20 protein-coding genes are annotated in these 21424 nt (G+C 70.6%); 12 read left to right on the top strand and 8 right to left on the bottom strand.

Annotated elements, in window-relative coordinates:
* Positions 1 to 93: 93 nt before the first annotated feature.
* A complete protein-coding gene (locus ACFXDJ_RS20560; RefSeq protein ID WP_384649672.1) occupies positions 94 to 900 on the top strand; it encodes an SDR family NAD(P)-dependent oxidoreductase in 807 nt (268 codons plus the stop codon).
* 93 nt (positions 901 to 993) lie between these two features.
* Here the strand turns inward: ACFXDJ_RS20560 and ACFXDJ_RS20555 are convergent, their stop codons facing one another.
* Positions 994 to 1509, bottom strand: a complete 516-nt coding sequence (locus ACFXDJ_RS20555; RefSeq protein ID WP_384649670.1) for a hypothetical protein — start codon at positions 1507 to 1509, stop codon at positions 994 to 996.
* A gap of 180 nt (positions 1510 to 1689) precedes the next feature.
* Positions 1690 to 2652 (bottom strand): ScbA/BarX family gamma-butyrolactone biosynthesis protein, encoded by a 963-nt coding sequence (locus ACFXDJ_RS20550; RefSeq protein ID WP_384649668.1) that lies wholly within the window; start codon positions 2650 to 2652, stop codon positions 1690 to 1692.
* A 139-nt stretch (positions 2653 to 2791) separates the two neighbouring features.
* Here ACFXDJ_RS20550 and ACFXDJ_RS20545 point away from each other — a divergent pair, with 139 nt between their 5' ends.
* A complete protein-coding gene (locus ACFXDJ_RS20545; RefSeq protein WP_384649666.1) occupies positions 2792 to 3415 on the top strand; it encodes a ScbR family autoregulator-binding transcription factor in 624 nt (207 codons plus the stop codon).
* Between the two features lie 65 nt (positions 3416 to 3480).
* The gene (locus tag ACFXDJ_RS20540; protein ID WP_384649734.1) at positions 3481 to 4215 is read left to right on the top strand and encodes an SDR family oxidoreductase; all 735 of its coding nucleotides are present in this window, start codon (positions 3481 to 3483) and stop codon (positions 4213 to 4215) included.
* Positions 4216 to 4257: 42 nt separating this feature from the next.
* Here the strand turns inward: ACFXDJ_RS20540 and ACFXDJ_RS20535 are convergent, their stop codons facing one another.
* Positions 4258 to 4923 (bottom strand): TetR family transcriptional regulator, encoded by a 666-nt coding sequence (locus ACFXDJ_RS20535; protein WP_384649664.1) that lies wholly within the window; start codon positions 4921 to 4923, stop codon positions 4258 to 4260.
* Positions 4924 to 5089: 166 nt separating this feature from the next.
* On the opposite strand from ACFXDJ_RS20535, the gene ACFXDJ_RS20530 reads away from it, so the two are divergent.
* Positions 5090 to 5842 carry a response regulator transcription factor gene (locus ACFXDJ_RS20530; protein ID WP_384649662.1) on the top strand — a complete coding sequence of 251 codons (753 nt, stop codon included), beginning with the start codon at positions 5090 to 5092 and terminating at the stop codon, positions 5840 to 5842.
* Positions 5843 to 5850: 8 nt separating this feature from the next.
* Here ACFXDJ_RS20530 and ACFXDJ_RS20525 read toward each other — a convergent pair whose 3' ends face one another.
* Positions 5851 to 6174, bottom strand: a complete 324-nt coding sequence (locus ACFXDJ_RS20525; RefSeq protein ID WP_384649660.1) for an ArsR/SmtB family transcription factor — start codon at positions 6172 to 6174, stop codon at positions 5851 to 5853.
* Between the two features lie 204 nt (positions 6175 to 6378).
* Here ACFXDJ_RS20525 and ACFXDJ_RS20520 point away from each other — a divergent pair, with 204 nt between their 5' ends.
* From ACFXDJ_RS20520 to ACFXDJ_RS20500, 5 genes are all read left to right on the top strand, one after another.
* Positions 6379 to 7587: an MFS transporter gene (locus tag ACFXDJ_RS20520; protein WP_384649658.1), complete on the top strand. Its 1209-nt coding sequence runs from the start codon at positions 6379 to 6381 to the stop codon at positions 7585 to 7587.
* A gap of 347 nt (positions 7588 to 7934) precedes the next feature.
* Entirely contained in the window at positions 7935 to 11690 is a 3756-nt protein-coding gene (locus ACFXDJ_RS20515) for an ACP S-malonyltransferase (RefSeq protein ID WP_384649656.1), read from the top strand.
* A gap of 98 nt (positions 11691 to 11788) precedes the next feature.
* Entirely contained in the window at positions 11789 to 13225 is a 1437-nt protein-coding gene (locus ACFXDJ_RS20510; RefSeq protein ID WP_384849848.1) for a hypothetical protein, read from the top strand.
* Positions 13226 to 13361: 136 nt separating this feature from the next.
* A complete protein-coding gene (locus tag ACFXDJ_RS20505) occupies positions 13362 to 14390 on the top strand; it encodes an alpha-hydroxy acid oxidase (RefSeq protein WP_384649652.1) in 1029 nt (342 codons plus the stop codon).
* 5 nt (positions 14391 to 14395) lie between these two features.
* The gene (locus tag ACFXDJ_RS20500) at positions 14396 to 14674 is read left to right on the top strand and encodes a hypothetical protein (protein ID WP_384649651.1); all 279 of its coding nucleotides are present in this window, start codon (positions 14396 to 14398) and stop codon (positions 14672 to 14674) included.
* An 11-nt stretch (positions 14675 to 14685) separates the two neighbouring features.
* Here the strand turns inward: ACFXDJ_RS20500 and ACFXDJ_RS20495 are convergent, their stop codons facing one another.
* Both ACFXDJ_RS20495 and ACFXDJ_RS20490 read right to left on the bottom strand, forming a co-directional pair.
* Positions 14686 to 14847: a carbohydrate-binding protein gene (locus tag ACFXDJ_RS20495; protein ID WP_384649649.1), complete on the bottom strand. Its 162-nt coding sequence runs from the start codon at positions 14845 to 14847 to the stop codon at positions 14686 to 14688.
* A gap of 143 nt (positions 14848 to 14990) precedes the next feature.
* Entirely contained in the window at positions 14991 to 16169 is a 1179-nt protein-coding gene (locus ACFXDJ_RS20490; protein WP_384649647.1) for a sensor histidine kinase, read from the bottom strand.
* Between the two features lie 261 nt (positions 16170 to 16430).
* On the opposite strand from ACFXDJ_RS20490, the gene ACFXDJ_RS20485 reads away from it, so the two are divergent.
* The gene (locus tag ACFXDJ_RS20485) at positions 16431 to 17039 is read left to right on the top strand and encodes a TetR family transcriptional regulator (protein WP_384649645.1); all 609 of its coding nucleotides are present in this window, start codon (positions 16431 to 16433) and stop codon (positions 17037 to 17039) included.
* On the opposite strand, the gene ACFXDJ_RS20480 is transcribed toward ACFXDJ_RS20485, so the two are convergent.
* Positions 17036 to 17713, bottom strand: a complete 678-nt coding sequence (locus ACFXDJ_RS20480; RefSeq protein ID WP_384649643.1) for a ScbR family autoregulator-binding transcription factor — start codon at positions 17711 to 17713, stop codon at positions 17036 to 17038. The two genes, ACFXDJ_RS20485 and ACFXDJ_RS20480, sit on opposite strands and share 4 nt — an antisense overlap.
* A 195-nt stretch (positions 17714 to 17908) precedes the next feature.
* Positions 17909 to 18700, bottom strand: coding sequence for a response regulator transcription factor (locus tag ACFXDJ_RS20475; RefSeq protein ID WP_384649641.1), 792 nt, complete (start codon positions 18698 to 18700; stop codon positions 17909 to 17911).
* Between the two features lie 550 nt (positions 18701 to 19250).
* Here ACFXDJ_RS20475 and ACFXDJ_RS20470 point away from each other — a divergent pair.
* Positions 19251 to 20315 (top strand): ScbA/BarX family gamma-butyrolactone biosynthesis protein, encoded by a 1065-nt coding sequence (locus ACFXDJ_RS20470; protein WP_384649639.1) that lies wholly within the window; start codon positions 19251 to 19253, stop codon positions 20313 to 20315.
* A gap of 27 nt (positions 20316 to 20342) precedes the next feature.
* Positions 20343 to 21344, top strand: a complete 1002-nt coding sequence (locus ACFXDJ_RS20465; protein ID WP_384649637.1) for an NAD-dependent epimerase/dehydratase family protein — start codon at positions 20343 to 20345, stop codon at positions 21342 to 21344.
* Positions 21345 to 21424 lie beyond the last annotated feature (80 nt).

Genomic DNA, 21424 nt, shown 5'->3' with positions numbered 1-21424 from the left:
CGGCACCGGGGAGCTCGTGCAACCCGATGGGAACCACCGGTGTTCAAAGGGTGAGAGCGCACGGCAGAGCTCCCCCCTCAGAGAAGGAAAACCATGGATCTCCAGCTTTCCGGCCGCGTCGCAGTGGTCACCGGTGCCTCGAAGGGCATCGGCCTGGCCGTCACCCGCTCGCTGCTCGAAGAGGGCGCGAAGGTCGTGGCGGTTTCCCGCAAGAACACCCCCGAGCTGGAGCAGCTCGCGGGCCCGGACCTGCTGCACTTCCCGGCGGACCTGATGGACCCGCAGGCTCCCGCCGACATCATCGACCGGGCCGTCGAGCACTTCGGCGGCCTCGACATCCTGGTGAACAACGCGGGCGGCCCGCCGCCCGGCGTCTCCATGCCCCGTACGGGCTTCTTCGACAGCAGCGACGACCAGTGGCAGTCGATCTTCGAGTTCAACCTGTTCTCGGCGGTCCGCGCGATCCGCGCGGCCATCCCCAGGATGCTGGAGCGCGGTGGCGGCTCCATCATCAACGTCTCCACCGGCATGGCCCGTCAGCCCGCCCCCGTCAACGTCGAGTACAGCGCGGCCAAGGCCGGTCTGTCGAACCTCACCCAGTCGCTGTCCGAGGAGTTCGGCGGCCAGGGCATCCGCGTCAACACGGTCTCCCCGGGCGCGGTGCTCACCGCCTGGTGGACCGAGGAGGGCGGCGCGGCCGACATCATCGCCGGCATGGCCGGCTCCGACCGCGACAGCATCATGGAGACCATCGCCCCGCAGATGATGGGCCAGGTCACCGGCCGCCTCGTCGCCCCGCAGGAGGTCGCGGACGCGATCCTGCTGCTGGCCTCCCCGCGCTCGGCGAGCACCACGGGCGCCGACTTCGCCATCGACGCCGGCTTCCTCAAGACCTTCTGACCCGCTCTCACAGGACCCCGGCGGCCGTCAGGCCACCGGGGTCCTTCGTCCGTACGGGCCCGCTCGCAACGACTCCGGGGCCGGACTCCTGTTTCAGTTGCAGGACGAGTACATGCCGCTGTTGTCAGGGGTGCCGTTGGAGAAGTTCCACGTCGGGGTCTCCCCGGAGCACGTGTGACCGTGGGCCGTGAAGTTCCAGCGGCCGTAGTAGAGGCGGGTGTTGTTGACGTTCGGGGCCACCTTGAGGAAGGGGGAGTCCCACCACCACGTGCCGGCATTCGGCTGGGGCGAGCCACCGGCCGCCTTGGTGCCCGAGCTGGCGTGCACGTCGATCTGCCCGGAGCTCCAGTTGGCGTTGACGTAGTTGGTGTTCCACAGGTTGACCTCGGTGTACGCCACCTTGTTGTTGGGGTCGCAGTAGTTCCACGCGAGGTAGAACTGGCCGATCGTCTGCGAACCGACCTTGATGTACTGAATGGGGCCGAGCGCCGAGGCGCAGCCGGTGGTGGCGGCGTTGGCCGTTCCGGCGCCGACGGTGGCGAACGTGAGGCTGCCCGCGAGAACGGCGAGCGCAGCAGACGCCGCGCGCATCCGAGTCCCTATCCGCATGCTTCCCCCCATGGGAATCTGTGGGGTGGCTGAGCGCCGCCCGACGAGATGCCCATCGTTCCACCGGATTCGCCTTCGATGCAGAAGCTCCCTCAATCGCCCCCAATCGGCGATGGAGGTTCCGGAAAGCGAGCGGGACGCCGCCGGGCCGCGCGATGGCGACGGCCGGGGTCGGGGCCGTCAGTCCTGCCGTGGCGGTACGGGGGCGGTCGCCACGGTTGCGGAGAAGACGGGGCGGCCCTCCTGGGTCGCGGTGACCCGTACGCGGTCGCGGCCGGCGCTGTCGGGCGCCACGGGCTGCGCCGTCACCAGGCAGCGCCGGTCGAACTCGACGTAGCGGTGGAACTCGGTCTCGAAGGCCGTGGCCACCACCGGCCGGTCCGCGCAGGCCTGCGCCGCCTGGACCGCGGCCTCCAGCAGCACCATGCCCGGTACGTGGTCGTGCGGGTGGTCGAACAGGACGCCGTGCTCGACGTCGACGCGCAGCAGCCAGGTGCGTTCCGCATCCGTGGGGGAGAGGACCACGTCCCGCGCGTACGGGCGGCCCACCAGGGCGGCCGGCACCGCCGGGGTGAGCGGCAGGGCCCGTCCGAAGGCCTGCGAGGCCTGCGCGTAGCCGCCCCGCAGCCGGTTGTAGAAGGCGGGCGGATGGGCGCTGTAGCGCAGTTCGGCGGCGCCGATGGGCCGCTCGCCGCGCCGCGCTTCGACGGCCGAGGTGAGGTGCACCGAGCCGAGGCGGCGGCGCTTCACCGAGAGGTGGCTGATGAGCAGGGTGACGGTTTCGAGCCCGGGGTCCGGAGTGATGGCGAGCGCCTCGGGGTCGACGCAGGAGGCGAAGTACTCCCAGCCGGTCCGGTGGGTGAGGGGGATGCCGTGCACGCTGTGGGTGAGCAGGGCCAGTGCCTGACGGAGGCTCTCGGTGAAGAGCAGCGGGCTGTAGCGCCCGTTCGCGGTGTAGAAGGAGTGGTCGCGCGGCCACCGCACGGTGACCCGCTGGAGGGTGTCGGACACCGTGCTCCAGTCGGTGACCAGGGTTTCTTCCGGCTTGGACTTGCCGACCAGGGACTCGAACCCGGGGCCGGATAACGGCGCGGGGAGGCTGTCGGCGGCGCGGTGGGTGCTGTTGGTCGTAGCTGATGTCATGACGACGTTCCCCCTGGAATGCTTGCGGAAACCGGGCGGTGCGGTGTGTGGGTCCACCATCCACCCCTCGTGCATAAAATAGAAAATATTTTTCTTTTAGTGAAGCCGGCTGGATGAAGAGTGGGTGAAGCACGTGACCATGAGGGCAGTGAAACAGGAGCGGGCCGAGCGGACGCGCGCGGCGCTGATCGAGGCCGCGGCCGAGGAGTTCGCTGAGCACGGCTTCGCCGGCACCAGCGTGATGAAGGTCGCCGACCGGGCGGGCGTGACGCTGGGCGCGGTCTACTTCCACTTCAGGAACAAGGGCGAGCTGGCCCGGCACATCGTGGTCGGCCAGCCCGAGCTCGTGGTTCCGCCGCACCCCTCGCGCGGGCTCCAGCACGCCGTGGACGTGACGCTCACCTGGGCGTGTCAGCTCCCCACCAGCCCGGTCCTACGGGCGGGCGCGCGACTGGTGTGGGAGCAGGAGCAGTTCATGCCGGCGGCGGACAACTCCCACCGGCAGTGGACCGAGATCCTCCTGGAAGACCTGCTCGTCGCGCAGGGCATGCGGGAGCTCAAGGCGGGCACCGACGTGGCCGCGCTCGCCCGGGTGCTGGTCAACGCCTGTACCGGCGCGCAGATGCATTCCTTCGTCGAGAGCGCGCACGCGGACCTGCCGCAGCGGATCGGGGAGATCTGGCAGTGCCTGCTCCTGGCCGCGGCCGTGCCGAGCGCCCTCAAGAGGATCGAGTACGGCGAGGCCCGCGGACGCGCGGTCTAAGAGCGTTGGGTGAGGGAGAGAGCAGGATGGAACACGGCCAGGGATTGCTCCGGGGCAAGCGCGTCATGGTCACGGGGGCTTCGAGCGGCATCGGCGCGGCGGCCGCGCGGCTGTTCGCGGCCGAGGGGGCGGCGGTGGTGCTGATGGCCCGCCGCGCGGACCGGCTGGAGGAACTCGCCGCCGGGATCCGGGCCGGGGGCGGCCGCGCCGAGGCGGTGGCCGGAGACGTGACGGTCCCGGCGGACGTCGAACGCACGGTCACCCGCGCGGTCGAGGCCTTCGGAGGACTGGACGGGGCGTTCAACAACGCCGGCTGGGGCTCGATCGGGTCCCGCCTGCACGAGACGGACGACGCGGTCTTCGACCAGATCATGGACGTCAACGTCCGCGGTGTCTGGAACTGCCTCAAGCAGCAGCTCCCGGTGCTGATCCGGCAGGCGACCGGCGGCGCGATCGTGAACACCTCCAGCACCGCGGGCCAGTTCGCCACCGGGGCGGTCTCCCCGTACGTGGCGGCCAAGCACGCCGTACTGGGCCTGACCAGGGCCGCGGCGGCCGAGTACGGGCAGCACGGCATCAGGATCAACGCCCTGATGGTGGGAGCCACCCGCACCGACCTGATGGAGGACGCCATGCTCGCCTTCCCGCAACTGGAACAGGTCGCGGTGGCCAGGGCCGTCCAGCAGCGCCTGGCCGAACCCGTGGAAGTGGCCCGCGCGGCGGCCTGGCTCCTCAGCGACCAGGCCTCCTTCATCACCGGCGGAGCGGTTCCGGTGGACGGCGGCACCAGCGCGGTCTGACCTCACGGAGCCCGGGCCCGGGCCCGGGCCCCGGACCCGTCGTCAGTCGGCGCCCCGGGAGCGGAAGCCGCCGGATCCGCCGGCGCGCCCGCCGAGGACGAGCTCCCAGATCCGGGCGAGCTGCGCGGCGGTCCGCCCGTCGGGGTCCTGCTCCTGTCCGGCCCGCCGCCGCAGGTCGGCTTCCACACCGGCGACGAGATGGGTGGCCAGCACGGTGAGCGCCGCCGGATCGGACACGGAATCGGTGAGGGGACCGGTGGCGGAACCAGTGAGGGAATCGGTTACGGGACCGGTGGCGGAGCCCCCCTCCAGTCGCCGCAGGTACTCGCTGATCGCCGGGACCCACGCCGACTTCCAGTCGGGGGTGCACCCGGGCAGGTCCCTGGTCAGCCGGGCCGCCGCGCGTACGCAGAGGTCCGCCTCCAGCAGGCCCGCGAGGCCGAGGGTCAGGGTCACGACCGATTCCAGCGGGGCCTCCTGACGGGCCCTCACCCGCTCCACGAGGGCCACGGTGGCTTCGTGGCCCTTGGCCCGGACCACCTCCGCCAGTTGCTCCTTGCTGGAGAAGTGGAAGGTCAGGGCCCCCACGGAGATCCCGGCGGACCGTGCGATCCGCACCAGGGACGCCCCCGCGTAGCCGCTGCGGTCGAACTCGCAGGCGGCGGCGGAGACCAGGGTCCGTCGCGTCCGGGCGGCCCTCTTTTGCATCCCTGCGCTCCTTCGGTCGTCGAGTGAGATTGCTCATCCCACGCTGGATGCTACGTAGAAAAAAGTGCACACTATTATTTAAGCGGGTCCGGACCCGTTGTCGACGGGGTCGGATCGCCAAAAAACATAAACCACACTATTATTTTCCTCGGACAGAGGGGGAGGCATGACTCTGGGGGGACATCTCGCGTGGCTTGGCCGGCGGGACGCGGCGGACATCGCGGGCCCGTATCCCAGCAAGGTCACCGAGGCACTGAAGATCCGCGTACTGGTCGTCGAGGGCGACGAGGCCAAGGCCGAGGCGCGGGTCCGCTACCTGCGCCGGCAGGGGTACTCCGCGACCAGCGTGGACACCGGGGAGGAGGCGTTACGCACGTACCGGAACTCGGACTTGGTCGTGCTCGACCTCGACCTTCCCGACATCTCCGGCCTGGAGGTCTGCCGGTCGATACGGGAGGCGGGGGACAGGCCCGTCATCGCCGTCACCACCCGTGACACCGAGCTGGACCGGGTCCTCGCCCTCCAGGCCGGAGCCGACGACTGCGTACTCGCCTCCTGCGGCGTGCACGAGATGACGGCGCGCATCGAAGCCGTGCTGCGCCGGGCCCACGCCCGGCCGGAGCCGACCCGGAGCATCTCCATCGGGCCGCTCCACCTCGACGGCAAGACCCGTGAAGTCCGCCTGCGCGGCGGGCCGGTCAGTCTGACGGCCAAGGAGTTCGAGCTGCTGCACATCCTGGCCTCGGCCCCCGAGAACGTCATCTCCCGCAAGGAGCTGATGGACCGGGTGTGGGACACCAGCTGGGCTGACTCCAGCCGCACCATAGACACCCACGTGAGCAGCCTGCGGGCGAAGCTCGGCGCGGGTACGTGGGTCATCACCATCCGCGGCGTCGGCTACCGCATGGGCCACGGATGAGCCCGCCGTCAGGACCGGGCCCCGATGTCCCGCCCGAGCCCCCCGATGAGCCGGGCGATGCCCTCCTCGTCGCGCCGGTAGTGGGTCCACTTCCCGACGCGTGCGGAGCGTACGAGCCCCGCGCGTTCGAGTACGGCCATGTACGCGGAGACGGTGGACTGCGCCAGCCCGGTCTTGGCCTGGATGTGGCTGACGCAGACGCCGACCTCGTGGACGGGGAAGTGTTCCTCGGGGGTGCGCAGCCACTGGAGCACCTGGAGCCGTACGGGGTGGGCGAGCGCCTTCAGGGGCTCGATCAGCGCCGTGAGGTCTTCCGTGTCTTGTGTCGTCATCGAACCTTCTCGGGTGGGCGCAGGACGGTTCCCTACGCATCGAGGATAGGCGATACGTTACGCCACCGGCGGCCGGGGGCCGTGGCGAAGCGGCGGACTTGACACATCGCATCGAAATACTGCGATACTTCGATGCGTCCATTCACTGGTCAGGCACGGCACGGTCCCGCACCGCATGCCACTGCAACAACGAAGGGTTTTCACATGCCTATCGGGCTCATTGCCCTGGCGCTCGGAGGCTTCGGTATCGGCCTCACCGAGTTCGGGATCGTAGGTCTGCTGCCCGAGGTGGCGGACGATTTCGGCGTCTCCGAAGCGGTCGCCGGCTACCTGGTCTCCGGCTACGCGCTGAGCGTCGCGATCGGCGCCATCGCGCTGACCGCGGCCATCGCCCGCTTCGACCGCAAGAAGGTCCTCGCGGGCCTCATGCTGCTGTTCATCGTCGGCAACCTGATGTCCGCCGTCGCCCCGACCTACGGGCTGCTCATGGCCGGCCGGATCGTCGCGGCCCTGTGCCACGGCGCGTTCTTCGGTGTCGGCGCCGTCGTCGCCTCCGACATGGTCGCCGACAACAAGAAGGCCAGCGCCATCGCGCTCATGTTCGGCGGACTGACCGCCGCCAACGTGCTCGGCGTGCCGCTCGGCACCTTCGTGGGCCAGCAGTTCGGCTGGCGCTCCACCTTCTGGGCCATCACCGTCATCGGCGTCATCGCGCTGATCGGCATCCAGCTCCTGGTGCCCAAGACCCCCTCGTCCGGGCAGAGCCTGCGCGGCGAGCTCGCCGTCTTCCGGCGCGGCCAGGTCTGGATCTCGCTCGCACTCAGCGTCCTCGCCTTCGGCGCCGTGATCGGTGCCTACACCTACATCGCCTTCACGCTCACCGATGTCACCGGCTTCGCCACCAGCACCGTGCCGTGGCTGCTCGTCGTGTTCGGCGTGGGCACGTTCATCGGCAACTTCGTCGGCGGCAAGGTCGCCGACAAGTCCCTGAACGCCTCGCTGGTCGGCATCATGGCGGTCCTCATCGCCGTGCTCGTGGTCTTCGCCCTCACGGCGGAGAACAAGACCGCCACCGTCATCTCGCTGCTGCTGATGGGCACCGTCGGCCTCTCCGCGGCCCCCGGCCTGATGGTCCGGATCATGAAGTACGCCGAGGACGCGCCCACCATGGCCTCCGGTGCCAACGTGGCCGCCTTCAACGTCGGCAACGCGCTCGGCGCCTGGATCGGCGGACTGACCATCGCCGCCGGGTACGGGTTCGTCTCCCCGCTGTGGGTCGGCGCCGGCCTCGCCCTCGCGGCCCTCGTCGTCGCGCTCGGCGGAGGCTCGCTGGCCGTCCGCTCCAAGGCGGCCCGGGTGGTCGCGGCCGGCTCCGCGCCGCGGGCCGGAAAGGTCGGGGCGGGCGTCCAGTAGGAATGTGCCGGGGCGGTTCGCCGCTCATCATAAAGATTTCGATAAATCAGGACCGCTGGGCTTTCGGGCTCCAGCGGTCCTGATTCTTTTGTCGTTCCGGAGAGTAATCGGGGAGGTCGTGCGCTTGGCGCATGTGCGCCACTGACCTGCGTAGTTGTCAATCCTCTGACATGTTCTGACGCTCCCCGCAAACTCCCTCGCGTGCCCTGTAAAGACCGGAACAAGCCTGAAATGGAATGCATTGAACCGGGCCTGGTGGCTGGTCAAGACTTTCTCTCGTCATCCGATGGAAAGCGTCGGGGAATTCCACTCCTCGCCGCGCGGCCCAACGCGAGAAGGCGATGTACGTGTCCAGCTCCAGCGCTCCCGTTCAGCCCGTTCAGCCCGTCCAGCCGTTCCCGGCCACCCCCTACCGGCCCGCGCTCGTCGAGGACGTCCTCAGCACGAAGGACCGCGTACGCGTGGCCGGGTTCTTCCCCGGTCTGGGAAGCCGGGCGTCCTACCAGGACCTCGGCCGCGCACTCCTCGACTCCGGCATCCCGGAGATCACCGGCATCTACCAGGAGGCCGCCCGCGCCCTCGGCTTCCCCGCCCGGCCCGACCTGGTGCTCACCGCCTCCGAGAACCTCCCCGAAGGCAAGCTGGAGCGCCAGGGCTTCATCGGAGCGTCCCTGCTGGTGCACAGCCTGGCCCTGGACGCCTACCTGCGGGACCGGGCCGAGAGGAACGGGACCCCGCTGAACTTCATCGCCTACACGGGCGAGAGCTTCGGCATCCTGACGGCCGCGGTGGCGAGCGGTTCCCTGTCCGTCTTCGACGGCGTGAAGATCGCCACGGCCTTCACCCCGCTGATGCTGCTCGCGGCCGGCGGCGGCCGGAGCACCGACGAGCCCTTCGCCCGGAACATCGCCTGCTACCTGCCGCCTTCCGTCCGTCAGGCGCCCCTGGTGCCCGAGCCCTCCCACGTGGTCGCGGTGAAGGCGCCGGGCCCGGACGCCCTCGCGGAGGTCCTGGCCGCACTGCACGCCGCGTACCCGCTCGCGGACGTCGAACTGCACAAGGCCTACTCGCCGACGCAGGCGAACCTCTACGTACGCTCCGGTGCCAAGGCGGACTTCGACCGCTTCCTCGGCGGCTTCCCGGGCGTGGCCACCGAGGAGCTGAAGGACCCGACCTTCTTCCTGGCCCACTCCGCGCGGATGCGGCCCGCCCGCCAGGCCCTGGAGAAGTTCCTCGACGTCCAGTCGGTCCGCTTCGCCGAGCCCCGCGTCCCGGTGGTGTCCAACCACGACCGGTCGCTGCTCACCACGGCGGCCGGCGTCCGCCAGGGGATCCTGGCGATGACCGACCGGGTGATGGCCTCCCGGGACACCTGCGAGGTCCTCGACGGCCTCGACGCGGACATGGTGCTGGAGCTGGGCCTCGGCAACAAGTCGGCCCGGCTGCTGAAGGACAACGGCACCGACGCCCCCGTCATGGCCTACACGGGAACGCCCGGGGACACCGACCGGTTCCTGCACGCCCTCGGCGTGGTCGACCGTCTGATGACCGGCCTGGAAAGCCTGTACTCCGCCGGGGACGAGCCGGGCCACGGGCACCACGACCCGCTCCGGGAGCTGTTCCGCCTCACAGACGGCAGCGAGGCCTGGGACGAGTACGTCTCCCGCACGCTCGGCCGCGTCATCACGGCCGAGATGCTCTGCCCGGACCGGGAAGGGGCCGACGCGTTCTACGAGTTGCTGGAGGTCTTCCAGCACACCCGCAACCACCGGGAGCACATCTCCGTGGGCCGCGGCGAACTGGTCACCGGGGCCCGGCTGAAGAAGAGGGTCACCAGCGAGGACACCGCGTCCGCCGGGCTCCTCGGCAAGGCCTGCCTGGAGCTGCGCGTGGTCGACGGCTCGGGCGCCGCACGGACCAGGACGGTCGAGACCAGCCGCCCGGAGGTGGTCGTCTTCCACTTCGACGCGCTCGCCGACCTCGACGACGCGGAGCTCGCGCGCCGCACCGAACTGCTCGTCGCCGCCCAGCCGGTGGCGCTCCAGGCGTACGACCAGATGCTCAAGGGCCTGCGCGGCGGCGGCGAGCGGATCCCCCCGGTGGACCACCGCATCGTCTACCAGTACCTGCTCTTCCACACCCTCGTCCGGCACCGGCCCGCGCTGTTCACGCAGAGCGACTACTACCTGGAGGGCAGCGACGCGCTGGGCTGGCTGGTCGCCCTGGCGGTCTCGGGCGCGATCTCCCTGGCCGACGCCGTCGCGCTGTCCGCGGCGAGGCTGCGCGACGACGCCGTGGAGCTGGTGCTGAGCAGCCTCACCAGTGCCGTGATCGCCGTCGTATCGCCCGAGGGCGTGCCGGTGCAGTCCAAGAAGGACCTGGAGGACGCCACCCGAGCGGTGCTCCGGGGCGCCACCCTGAACACCGAGGTGCGCCGGATCCACCTCAGCGGCAACTGCCAGGTCATCGCGCTGGGTTCGGAGCTGGACCCGGTCTCCGTGGACGTGGGCCCGTACCACGGGAGCGTCCTGCGGGTCACGGACCCGGCCGAGGCGTGGAAGAAGCGGCTGAGCCCGGAGCTGGACGCGTTCGAGTACGCCTGCGTCCTCGCGATGACCCGGGAGAACGAACGCGTCCGGGACAATGCCCAGAGCCGCAAGGTCCTCCCCAGCACGGTCTGCTCCTACGTCGACGCCGACGAGAGGATCGTCGGTTTCGGCAAGGGCGGCAGCGAATCCATGACGATCTTCATCAGGAAGGAGGGCGAGGAGCGGGTCACGGTGCGCAAGATCCTGAGCGAGGCCCTGACCACCGCGCGGTGGAACCCCGACGGGGACGGCGTGATGCTGCCGCCGTTCGCGAAGGCCGCGAAGCAGGCCGAGTTCCTCCAGTCCCTGCCCCTGCCGGTGCGCGAGCACTTCCCCGAGGCCTTCGCCACCCTGGAACGGGAGATACCCGTCCCCTCCCACCTGCGCGGCGAGGACGGCCGCACCGGCTACCGGGAGGTCATCTACGAGATGAGCTACGTGGCGGGGGACGAGGTCAGCCGGTTCGTGGAGAAGCACACCCCGCCGCCCGCGGTGGTCGCCCGGCTCTACGAGCAGATCATCCGGGTGCTGAACGAGAACGTGCACAGTGTGGGCCGCCACCTGGCGCCGGGCGAGACGCTCGACACCTCGTACTTCAAGAAGATCGAGGACCGGCTGGCCCTGTGCCGCCGCACCGCGCCGCAGACCTTCGGCGCGGACCTCCTCGACTCCGAGCGCATCGTGATCAACGGGGTGTCCTACCTCAACTCCGGGGCGCTGCTGGAGCGGTTCCGGGCGGCTCCCGAGTTCCTGGAGGTCCTGGAGCCGGCCTTCCACTCGCTGGTCATGGGCGACACGAACACCGAGAACATCAAGATCACCGACAGCGGCCCGCTGCTGCGCGCCCAGCGGCTGATCGAGGACGGAGCGGCGCGGGAGGAGATCGACGCGGCGCTGGCGGCCATCACCCCGGACTCGCTGGGCATCAAGTTCCTCGATCCGCGGGCGATCGGCTACAAGAGCGACGGCAAGGACACGCGCGACGACGCGATGTACGACAACAAGCCCTGGCACAACTCCATCGGCCACTACGACGAGATCCACTTCGAGCAGTTCACGATGAGCGTCGACGTGGGCCGGGGGAAGACCCCGGCCGTCGACATCGCCTTCCTGGAGGACAACCCGTACCAGCGTGCGTACCGGGTACGGGACGTGGTCCCGGGCGGGGGCACGGTCGACCCCGGGGCGCCCCGGGGCATGGAGGACTACTTCGCTCCCGTGATGACGGCCGCGCTCGGCCTCGACGACCCGGCCTCGGCCTACCTGAGGGACGACCCGTACTGGCTGGTGCGGTTCGTGTTCGTGATGGGGCAGCACTTCACCGCGATGCCGCCGTTCCACTTCCAGAAGGAGCTGGACGGGACGCTCATGGACACCTTCCAGACGCAGCGCAGGCCCGTGGCGATCTACTGCGAGGGCATCAAGTGGCTGAACTGGGCCCTGCAGATGCTGGAGGGCACCCGGACCGAGTTCCTGGGCCTCGAAGTACCGCCGCGCCGCCGTCCGGGCCACTAGCCGTCCCCTTCGTCTCCCGCCCTACGGAAGGCCTTCCCGTGAACTCCGCTTCCCTCTCGTCCTTCTCTTCCCTCCCTTCCCTGTCGAACGAGACCCGCATGATCGCCACGCCGTGGAGCCGCATGGTGCGCGGGATCGGCCTCGGCCAGTACCCCGTGGCCTACGATCCCGCCGCCGCCGAGCGGATCCGCCGGACCTTCGCGCTGCTCGACGCGAAGGGGGTCATGAGCAACGGCTACCACCGGTTCTCGCGGCTCATGGCCGAGTTCGTCCTGGGCGTCGCGGATCCCGCCGGCCCGCTGCGCGGCTCCGGCCCGGAGGCGGAGCTCGGCCCGATCCTGGAGGCCGTGCGGGCGGAGGAGAACCCGTACTTCCGGCTGATGGCCGGCTGCATCCTGATGGACTCCTTCGCCAAGCTGGGTCTGGACCCGGGTCTGCTGGTCAACGCGGACACCGATTTCCCGGCGGAGATCCTGGCCGTGGCCGACTCGATCGAGCCGGACCGGATCGAGGACGAGAACGCCGGGCGCCACGGCCAGTACGAAAAGCTGTCCGCCTACTCCGCGGTCTTCCTCGCCATCGGCCAGCTCGGGCTGGGCGAGCGGCTGGTGGCCGGCCGGCGCAACTACGTACGGGAGGCGCTGGGCCTGCTGGAGGAGATCCCGGCGCCGTTCTTCCGGGGACGCGGCGGCGCGGTGCTGCTGTCGGTGATCTCCCTGCTCGGGTACGGGCGTTTCATCTCCGGCGAGGGCCGGGACCACATCAAGGAGGTCCTGGACCACCTCGACCGCGCGGACGAGCTGAACAACCCGCCGGTGTTCCCGCAGCCCATGTCGGAGGGCTTCCCCAAGGTCTATCCGCTGCTGACGATGCTGAACGCCATCGCCATGACCGGCCGCCCGGAGGAGTACCTCACCCACGGCCGGGACCGGCTGGCGCAGGCGAAGGAGCTGATGGGGCGCATCACCCCGGTCGAGCGCACCCACATGGGGCTGTACCACGTCATGGCCCTGCACAACCTGGGCCGCCTCGACGAGCAGGTCCCCGATCTGGACGCCCTCGTCGAGGAGATCGTGGGGCAGTGGGTGCACATCGATCCCGGGGCGAACTACTTCCTGAACGGGATCGCCTACGCCTACGTCATCCAGACCGCCGTGCTCACCGGCCGGACGGACCTGATCACGGACAAGACCCTCGACCGCCTGGTCGACGGTTTCCCCGATCTGAACCGCACGGACGACGACCGGGTCAACCGCCCCTATCCGTTCGCCTACACGCTGAACGTGCTGGGGGAGATCGGCCGCGCGGACCTCCTCTTCGAGCCCAGGGAGGCCTACGGCGACGCCTCGCCCATGGCCTGGGTCATCGACCAGCTCTCGGCGGGGGGCAGGGAGGAGCCCCGGCTGTACATGCTCGACCACGCCCTGATCGGCTACGCGCTGCGCATGCGCGGCCCGGCGCTCAAGGAGACACCCCTGTACGGGGAGTTCCGCTTCCCGGGGGCCACGGCCACCACCGGGCTCGGCGGAGCGTGACGCCGCCAGCCCGTCGAGGGCGGCCCGAGCGGCCGCGACCGGCCGCGATGACGGGGCCGGGTTGCCCCTCGGTAGCATGGCGGCTTCGCGTCGGCAGTCGGCCGAAGGAAGCGGCAAGGAAGAAATGGCGAGCAGAATGACATCGTCCGGATGGGGGCTGGAGGAGTCCGCGCGCGCGGTGCTGCCGCCGGGCGCCTACGACTTCTACGCGGCCGGCTCCGGAGAAGAGCTCAGCCTCGGCGAGGCGGCCGACGCGTGGCGCTCGTACCGCTTCCTCCCGCGGGTCCTGCGCGACGTCTCGCGCGTCAGCACCGGGATCGAGCTGCTGGGAGACCGGCTGCACTCGCCGGTGCTCGCCGCACCGACCGCCTTCCACGCGATGGCGGACCCCGAGGGCGAGATCGCCACAGCCGAAGGCATCAGGGACGCAGGACAGCTGATGGTCCTCTCCTCCCGGGCCACGTGCCCCGTGGAAGAGGTCGCGGCAGCGGCGGGCCCCTGGTGGTTCCAGGTCTACGTCCTGCGGGACCGGGAGATCACCGCACGCCAGGTACGGCGCGCGGTGGCGGCCGGCGCGCGGGCCCTGGTGCTCACGGTCGACGCCCCCTACGTGGCGACGAAGCCGCGCGTGACCCGGCCGCTGCCCCTGCCCCGGGACGCCCACGCGCTCGACGTGGGACTGGACACCCGGACACCGGACTGGGAGCAGGACCCCTCGATCGGTCCGGAGACCATCGCCTGGCTCAGGGCGGAGTCGGGGCTCCCGGTCCTGGTCAAGGGCGTGCTGCGGGCCGACGACGCCCTCGCCTGCCGGGACGCGGGTGCGGCCGGGATCATCGTGTCCAACCACGGCGGCCGCCAGCTCGACCGGGCCGTGCCCACCGCCCACGCCCTGCGCCCGGTGGTGGAGGCCCTGGCCGGAGAGATCCCGGTCCTGGTCGACGGAGGGATCCGCACCGGTACCGACGTACTGACGGCTCTGGCGCTCGGCGCCGACGCGGTCCTGATCGGGCGCCCGGTGCTGTGGGCGCTGGCCGTCCGGGGCCGGGAGGGCGTACGGACCCTGTTCGAGTCGTACCGGACCGAGCTCGCCGAAGCCATGGCCCTCGTGGGCGCCCGCTCGCCCGAGGAGATCGGGTTCGACCTCCTGGCCCCGGGAAGCTGAGGACCGTGCGCCGACCGAGCAGGGAGCAGCTGCTCCGCACCTTCGAGACGGTACTGGCCGATGTGATGACCGGGCGCGGGGTCCGCAGCTGCACCGGTCTCGACAGCCCGACCGAGGAGGCCCTCTGGCGGATCGCCCGCGCCGACCCGGACGCTAGGGCCGGCCTCGCCGACGCCGCGCGCCGCTCCTTCGCCGGCCAGCTCGACGGCTCCAACGCCGCCCGGTGGCACGAGGAACTGGCCCGCATGATCGCCGAGCGTCGCGGGCGGAACGCGGACGGCTGAATCAGCCGGCGTCAGACGGAGTACCGCTGCCAGACCTTCACGGTCGTCTTCGGGTTGGACGCGGAATTCGACTTGTGCCCCACCAGGCAGCGGTACTGCTTTCCCTGATAGGAGACCCGGTCGTTCGCCGAGTACTCCCGGTTGACTTTCCATTCCGAAAATCCTGCTGCCATGTCGCGGCACCTTTCATCGGGCCGGCTCACTGCCGAGCCCACCCGAATCCTCGCACGTCGGAGCCCTGTGCCCGCCCTGTGCCCGAGGGGTCCGGTGGTGCGGGAGATCCTCCGGGGAGGCTTGGTAGCTCCGCTGCAAACGTTCACGCTGCACGGTTCCCCGTCAGCGGCAGGTGGATCTCCACGAGGGTGCCGTTCTCCTCGCCGGGGGAGACCCGGAGCCGGCCGCCCAGCTCCTCCACGCGCTCGGCCATGGAGCAGAGCCCGTATCCCGGACCGGCCGTGCCGGTACCGGCCTGCGCGGCCGGGCCGGTGCCGTTGTCCTCCACCTTCGCGTAGAGCCAGCGGCGCGTGGTGCGCACGGTGACGTCGACGCTGTCGGCGGCGGCGTGGGCGAAGCAGTTCCGCAGCGCCTCGCGCAGGACCAGGAACAACTCCTGCCGGGACCGTTCGGGGAGCACCGTCTCGTCCCCGGTGACCCGTACGGTCACCAGCGCCGCCGGGCGGGCTCCGGCGACGAACCCGTCGAGGGCTTCGCGCAGCGAGGGCATCCGGGAGCGCCTGCGCAAACCGTCGACCAGGGCCCGGTTCTCCCGCCCGGCCTCGTCCAGCGCCCGCCCCGCGTCGTTCAGATGGGCCGGGGCGGCCTTCGGGTCGCGTGCGGCGAGGGTGATGCTGCGCCGGGCCGCCGTGAGGGCGCCGCCCAGCTCGTCGTGTAACTGCCGGGCCAGCCGGCGGTTGTCGCTCCAGCCGCCGTCGCCCTGCCAGAAGTGATCGCCCGCGCCGTGCATGGCCTCGGTGAGGGACTGTACGACGGCCACCGCGCGCAGGAGCACGGTGGCGTCGCGGGCCGTGCCGTGTTCCAGGACGTGCAGCATCGCGCATTCGAAGAGCAGCGAGGCGGCGGTGACCAGCTGGCGCGGGGAGGCCGCGAGCGGTGCGGCCTCCGCGTCCTGCGGGCGGGCCGGGTCCGCGGCGCGGAGCAGGATCGTACGGGCCGAAGAGGTCAGCGCGGTGTGCAGCTCGGGAAGATCCGCCTCGGCGGGCGGCAGCACCGAGGGCAGGTGCGCGGCGAACCGCTCCAGGATCGCCTCGGTCTCCCAGGCCCACAGGACGCTGCCGGAGGCCGCCGCCCGGCGCCGCCCGCCGGGCACGGCCGGTCCGCGGTGCGCGGGCGTGGCCACGGCGGTGGCGGTGGTGGAGGAGGAGGCGCTGGTGGCGCTGGTCCGCGGACGGTTCATCCGGGGGGCGGCGCGCAGCAGTCCTTCGTGCAGGGCTTCGCTGAAGCCCCTTCCCACGATGGTGGCGGTCGAGCTGTTCATCGGGAACTCCTCAACGTTCTGTGCCGCGATGGCCACTCGAACATAACAAACAGACCTGTCTGCTTGTCAATGGTTCGACCTGCCTCCGCTCGGTGCTGAATGCGCGTCAAGAGTGGGTGTGTACGGGGAGAATGACGACTTCTCGGATTGAGGGGTTCCAGAAGAAACAGGCAGGGTTGTATTGTTCACCTTAGGTGGCGATGCCACTCCGGCCTCCCTGCCCGTTGGGTGCCGTATCGAAGAAGAGGCAGGCGCAGCCCGATGCAGAAGCAGTCCGGGAGGACCCGTCAGGCTCTCGTCCGTGCCACCGTGGAGCTCCTCGCGAACGGCCGGTTCGCCGACGCCGGTCTGGTGAACATCTGCCGCCTGGCCGGAGTGAGCCGGGGAGCGCTGTACCACCATTTCTCCTCCACCTCGGAGCTGGTGGCCGAGGTGCACGCCCAGGCGAAGGCCCGTACGGCCGTGCTGGCCGGACACAGCTCCGCGGGCACGGCCGCCGGGGCCCCCGAACGGTTCAGCGTCGCCCTCGGCGCGGCGATGGGCGAGGAAGAGCTCGTACGCGCGGGGATGCGGGTGGCCGCCAACGGCTCGGGAGAACCGCCCTGGCTCCGGGACGAGGTGCTGGCCCGGGTACGGGCCCAGGTCCTCGCGGGCGCTCCGGACGGCGAGGGCGACGAGGACCGCGCGGACCGGGAGGCGCTCGCTGACCTGGCCGTGGTGGTCACCGCCGGACTGGAGTCGCTGGGGTACACCGACGGCCGGTGGTGGGACCCGGCGACGGCGGAACGGATCTGGGCCATGCTGCGGCCCCTGTTCGCGGAGCTGGACGCATCCGGTTCCCGGGAAACCCGGGAAATCCCGGAAGCCTAGGAACCCTGTGCCGGTACCGGCACCGACACAGGCTCCAGCACCTGCGGGCTTTCGGGCTCGGCGGCCGGTGCCGGCGGCTGGGTGACCCGCAGCCGGCCGATCAGGCCCGGGGAGGCCAGCCCGGGGAGGATGAACCGCCACAGTGCGCTGATGCGTTCGGGCAGGTCCCGGCGGTTGGTGTACACCTGCGACATCACCTGCATGCCGGTGAACGTGCCGACGATGATGGCCGTGGCCTCCGTCAGGTCCAGGCCGGGCAGCAACTCGCCCTGTTCCCGCGCCTGTTCCAGCAGGCTGAGGATCGCCGCGCTCGACTGCTCGTACGGGGTGATCGCGGGGCGGCGGAAGGAGGTCTGCTCCACCGCCAGCCGCACGCTCGCACGCAGCACCGGGTCGCACTGCAACTGGACGGCGAACTCCAGGGTGAGGTCGATGATGGCCTGGAGCTTCACCGGCTGGTCGGGGACGACCAGCGCCTCGCTGTGCGCGGCCATCAGCGCGACGGCGATGGCCTCTTTGGAGGGGAAGTGGTGGTAGAGGGCGCCCCTGGTCAGCCCGGTGCTCGCCAGGATCTCGTTGGTGCTCGCGGCATCGAAACCCCGCTCGTCAAACACCCGCGCGGCGGCCTCAAGGATCGAGTGCCGTGACCGGGTACCGCGTTCCTGCTGTCCCATCCTGGATCCTCGCACTCGCCTGGAAATCGAACCGACTGGTCTGCATTGTATGGCCGGGCACCCACTATCTGGGCACCCTGGAACAACGAAGTCCGGAACTTTGATCTTCAGGGATGCGCTCGCCGGCGCGCCGGCGAGCCGGCCGTTCCGCTGTCGGGCCGCTGTCGGGCCGCCGTCGGCCCGCTGTTCGCCCGCTCAGGGGTGTCCGAGGCGGAAGCCGACCCCGCGCACCGTGATGATCCAGTTGCTCGAACCGAGCTTGCCGCGAAGGCTGCTGACGTGGGTGTCGATGGTGCGGCCCCGGTGCGACCACGCGTCTTCCCAGACCTGGGTCATCAGCTGGCGCCTGGAGAAGACCGCGCCGGGCTGCGAGGCGAGCGCGTGCAGCAGGTCGAACTCCTTGAGGGTGAGCTCCAGGGGCTGCCCGTCCAGGGTGGTCTCGCGGGTGGAGACGTCGATGTGCAGCGTGCCGTGGTCGATGGTGCGGGCGGTCGCCTGGCGGGGCTGGGCCCGGCGCATCACCGCTTCGATGCGGGCGAGGAGTTCGCGGAAGCCGTACGGCTTGACCATGTAGTCGTCGGATCCGGCCTGGAGGCCCAGGACCCGGTCGAGTTCGCTGCCGCGCGCGGTGACGGCGATGATCGGGGTGTCGCTGACGGCCCGGATGCCCCGGCAGACCTCCAGTCCGTCCAGGTCCGGCAGGTCCAGATCGAGCAGGATCAGGTCGGCGTGCGGGTGGGAGTGCAGGGCCTCTCCGCCGGTGGCCACGCTGTCGGCCAGGTATCCCTGCCGGAGCAGTCCCTGGACGAGGGCGTCGGCGGCGCGCGGCTCGTTCTCGACGACCAGGAGGCGCAGGGGCCGGCGCTCCCCGGCAGGGGCCGGCTGCGGGGCCGGCTGCGATGCCGGCGCGGTGCGGTGCGGCTGGGTGAGTACCGGGCGGTGGCGCTCCGTACGGGGTTCGAGTACCTCTAAGGCCTGCCGGTTCATCTGTTCCTCCTGAGGCACGGCGTGGCACCACGGACGTTTTCAATGCTCGTGCTTACCGAAGATACCAAACAGACTTGTCTGATTGTGGACGCGGACGTTAACTTCCCGCTCCCATCTTGATGGTCCGTCATCTACCAGCAACAACCGTATTTTTACCCGGAATTGTGCCGTCTCTCGGGCTCTCGAACGGGCAGGTGAGGGTGGGGTGCGCGGCTCCCATCCGGCAAGGAAACCGACCAGACTTGTATGTTTGGTGGAGGGGGGTTGAGGGGCGGCTCCGGCCACTCGGCTGGATCTCGTCCCGGCCGAAGCGTGCACGTCAGGATGTATCCACCCTCCCTCCGAAATCTCCCGTCCGGCATGTGGATGAGGGCGTCCGTGGGTGCGTGTACGGCGCATCGGTTCCGGGCTGCTTGCAGACCAACCCTTTACTTGACCTATCGAACCGACCTGTCTGTATCTTGAGGGCGCAACAGATTGTCGGCCACCGGGGGGGGCTGCTTTGAGTTTGCGCACCCCTGCCCATCTTCAGATCAGGAGTGCGCCAAGCATGCTGCCCCTTGCCTCCGCGACCCGCGAGCACCACCGGAACTGCGTCTTAACCCCGCACGGTGGGAACGGCACCGGGTATTCGGGTCTCACCACGACCGTCCCGCGTGAGTACGTCCACCGTGCAGCCGTCTCCGAAGTCCTGCTCACAGGCTGGGAACCGGCCGCGGATTCCCCGCCGCCGCACCCCACCGACCATCCCGCCCATCACGGCGGACTCGCCAGTGCCGGCCCTCCCGGCGGGCCCGCCGGCCACCACGACTCCTTCGTCGTCCGGTCACAGTGGCCCCGGGGGCACTCGCTCTTCTCCCAGACCGACGGCTACCAGGACCCGATGTTGCTGATCGAGTCCGTACGCCAGATCGGCTCGCTGCTCTCGCACGCCGAGTTCGAAGTGCCCTTCGGCCACCAGTTCCTGATGTGGGACATGTCCTTCTCCACCACCCCGGAACTCCTCATGGCCGGCCCCGCCCCTGCCGAAGTCGAACTGCGCACCGTGTGCCGCGACGTGGTCCGCCGGGGCAGGACCCTCGCCGGAATGCGCTACGACGTCACCGCCCTGGTCGACGGAGTGGCCCTGGCCACCGCCGGAGCGGCCTTCAGCTGCACCAGCCCGGCCGTCCACCGCCGGCTCCGCGGAGACCGGCCCACCGGAACGGACCGCGTCCCCGGCCTTCCGATCGACCCGGCCCTGATAGGCCGTACCGACACCGCGCACGTGGTCCTCGCCGAGGACCCGACCGCCGTACGGGACCACCAGTGGGAGCTGCGCGTCGACAGCACGCACCCGATCTTCTTCGACCACCCCGTCGACCACGTCCCCGGCATGGTGCTCCTGGAGGCGGCCCGCCAGGCCGCGCACGCTTCCACCGGCCTGCCCGATGCCCTCGTCCTCGGCCTCGACAGCAACTTCGCCCGTTACGTCGAACTCGACGAGCCCTGCCGGATCGAGGCGAACCCGGGCCTGCCCGACGCCCTCGGCGAAATCCTCGTACAGGTCCACGGAACACAGCGCGACCAGACCGTCTTCGCTGCCGACCTCGTCCTGCGGCCCCGCACCAACTGATCCGACCCTTTGACGGGAGAGCCCTGCGTGCTCACCACCATGATCACGGGCGGGGGCGGCTTCATCGGAAGCCACGTGATGCGCGAAGCCCGTCGTCAGGGCGCGGCCCTGACGGTCATGTCCCACCGCCGCCAGCTCGCGGAACCCGGCCTCATCGCCCGGTCCGCCCCTCTCATCCGGTCCGCTCCTGCCGGCCGGTCCGCACCACCCCTCCGATCCGCCCCTCCCGCCCGCGTCTTCCGGGCCGATCTCGCCGACCCGAGCACGCTGCGCGGAGTGTGCGAAGGCGTCGGCGTACTCCTGCACTGTGCCTCGCAGATCGGCGGGACCCCGGAGGCCAACGAGGCCGTCAACGCCCGGGGCACCGCCGCCCTCGTGGCCGAGGCCCAGAGAGCGGGCGTGTCCCGCATCGTCTACGTCAGCACCGCTTCCGTGTACGGGCGGGGCAGCTTCCGCGGCGCACTCCCCGAGCAGCTCACCCGGAGCCCGGGCTCACCCACCTCCCGGACCCGCGCCGCCGCCGAGGACGCCGTGCTCGCGGCCGGCGGGATCGTCCTGAGACCCCATCTGGTGTACGGCAGGGGAGACACCACCATGATGCCCGGCGTGGTCCGGCTCCTGCGGACGCTGCCCGGCGGGGTGACGGGCTGGAGCGCGCGGATGTCGGTGATCTCGGCATCCGAACTGGCCTCGCTGCTCGTGGCGGTGGGATCCGCTCCGGCCGGAAGCCTGACCTCGTCCGTCTACCATGCGGCCCACCCGCGTCCGGTCACCGCGGCCGAACTGCTGGGTGCGGCGGCCCGCTGCGCCGGACTGCCCCGCGTACCCGGCGAGCTGACGGTGGCCCAGGCCCGGGCGCACCTGGAGGGGGACGCGTACGCGACACACGCCATCGACATGCTGGCCACCGACCACTGGTTCGACGGCTCTCCGTTGTGGGCCGACCTCCGCAGGGTTCCCGGTCCGGGGTTCCAGGAGGGTTTCCCGGGAATGCGGGAGTGGTACGAGGACCTGGTCCCGGCGGCCTGAAATCGCTTTCACATCAGCGTCGCGGAAGCCGATATGGTGCCGCACTTCGGGGCGCGTCCGCGCCCCGAAGGCCGGGCCGG

Origin of the sequence: Streptomyces sp. NPDC059443, from assembly GCF_042750105.1 — a bacterium.
Taxonomy (GTDB): Bacteria; Actinomycetota; Actinomycetes; order Streptomycetales; family Streptomycetaceae; genus Streptomyces.
Note: the sequence above shows the minus strand (reverse complement) of the source record. Positions and strands in the feature narration are given on the sequence as shown.

What these genes read in the sequence shown, in the direction of transcription:
- ACFXDJ_RS20480 (WP_384649643.1), bottom strand. Translation starts at nt 17,713, where the DNA reads ATGGGACAGCAGGAACGCGGTACCCGGTCACGGCACTCGATCCTTGAG.
- ACFXDJ_RS20520 (WP_384649658.1), top strand. Translation starts at nt 6,379, where the DNA reads ATGCCTATCGGGCTCATTGCCCTGGCGCTCGGAGGCTTCGGTATCGGC.
- ACFXDJ_RS20535 (WP_384649664.1), bottom strand. Translation starts at nt 4,923, where the DNA reads ATGCAAAAGAGGGCCGCCCGGACGCGACGGACCCTGGTCTCCGCCGCC.
- ACFXDJ_RS20525 (WP_384649660.1), bottom strand. Translation starts at nt 6,174, where the DNA reads ATGACGACACAAGACACGGAAGACCTCACGGCGCTGATCGAGCCCCTG.
- ACFXDJ_RS20530 (WP_384649662.1), top strand. Translation starts at nt 5,090, where the DNA reads ATGACTCTGGGGGGACATCTCGCGTGGCTTGGCCGGCGGGACGCGGCG.
- ACFXDJ_RS20470 (WP_384649639.1), top strand. Translation starts at nt 19,251, where the DNA reads ATGCTGCCCCTTGCCTCCGCGACCCGCGAGCACCACCGGAACTGCGTC.
- ACFXDJ_RS20505 (WP_384649652.1), top strand. Translation starts at nt 13,362, where the DNA reads ATGACATCGTCCGGATGGGGGCTGGAGGAGTCCGCGCGCGCGGTGCTG.
- ACFXDJ_RS20510 (WP_384849848.1), top strand. Translation starts at nt 11,789, where the DNA reads ATGATCGCCACGCCGTGGAGCCGCATGGTGCGCGGGATCGGCCTCGGC.
- ACFXDJ_RS20560 (WP_384649672.1), top strand. Translation starts at nt 94, where the DNA reads ATGGATCTCCAGCTTTCCGGCCGCGTCGCAGTGGTCACCGGTGCCTCG.
- ACFXDJ_RS20495 (WP_384649649.1), bottom strand. Translation starts at nt 14,847, where the DNA reads ATGGCAGCAGGATTTTCGGAATGGAAAGTCAACCGGGAGTACTCGGCG.
- ACFXDJ_RS20490 (WP_384649647.1), bottom strand. Translation starts at nt 16,169, where the DNA reads ATGAACAGCTCGACCGCCACCATCGTGGGAAGGGGCTTCAGCGAAGCC.
- ACFXDJ_RS20485 (WP_384649645.1), top strand. Translation starts at nt 16,431, where the DNA reads ATGCAGAAGCAGTCCGGGAGGACCCGTCAGGCTCTCGTCCGTGCCACC.
- ACFXDJ_RS20555 (WP_384649670.1), bottom strand. Translation starts at nt 1,509, where the DNA reads ATGCGGATAGGGACTCGGATGCGCGCGGCGTCTGCTGCGCTCGCCGTT.
- ACFXDJ_RS20540 (WP_384649734.1), top strand. Translation starts at nt 3,481, where the DNA reads ATGGTCACGGGGGCTTCGAGCGGCATCGGCGCGGCGGCCGCGCGGCTG.
- ACFXDJ_RS20475 (WP_384649641.1), bottom strand. Translation starts at nt 18,700, where the DNA reads ATGAACCGGCAGGCCTTAGAGGTACTCGAACCCCGTACGGAGCGCCAC.
- ACFXDJ_RS20550 (WP_384649668.1), bottom strand. Translation starts at nt 2,652, where the DNA reads ATGACATCAGCTACGACCAACAGCACCCACCGCGCCGCCGACAGCCTC.
- ACFXDJ_RS20545 (WP_384649666.1), top strand. Translation starts at nt 2,792, where the DNA reads ATGAGGGCAGTGAAACAGGAGCGGGCCGAGCGGACGCGCGCGGCGCTG.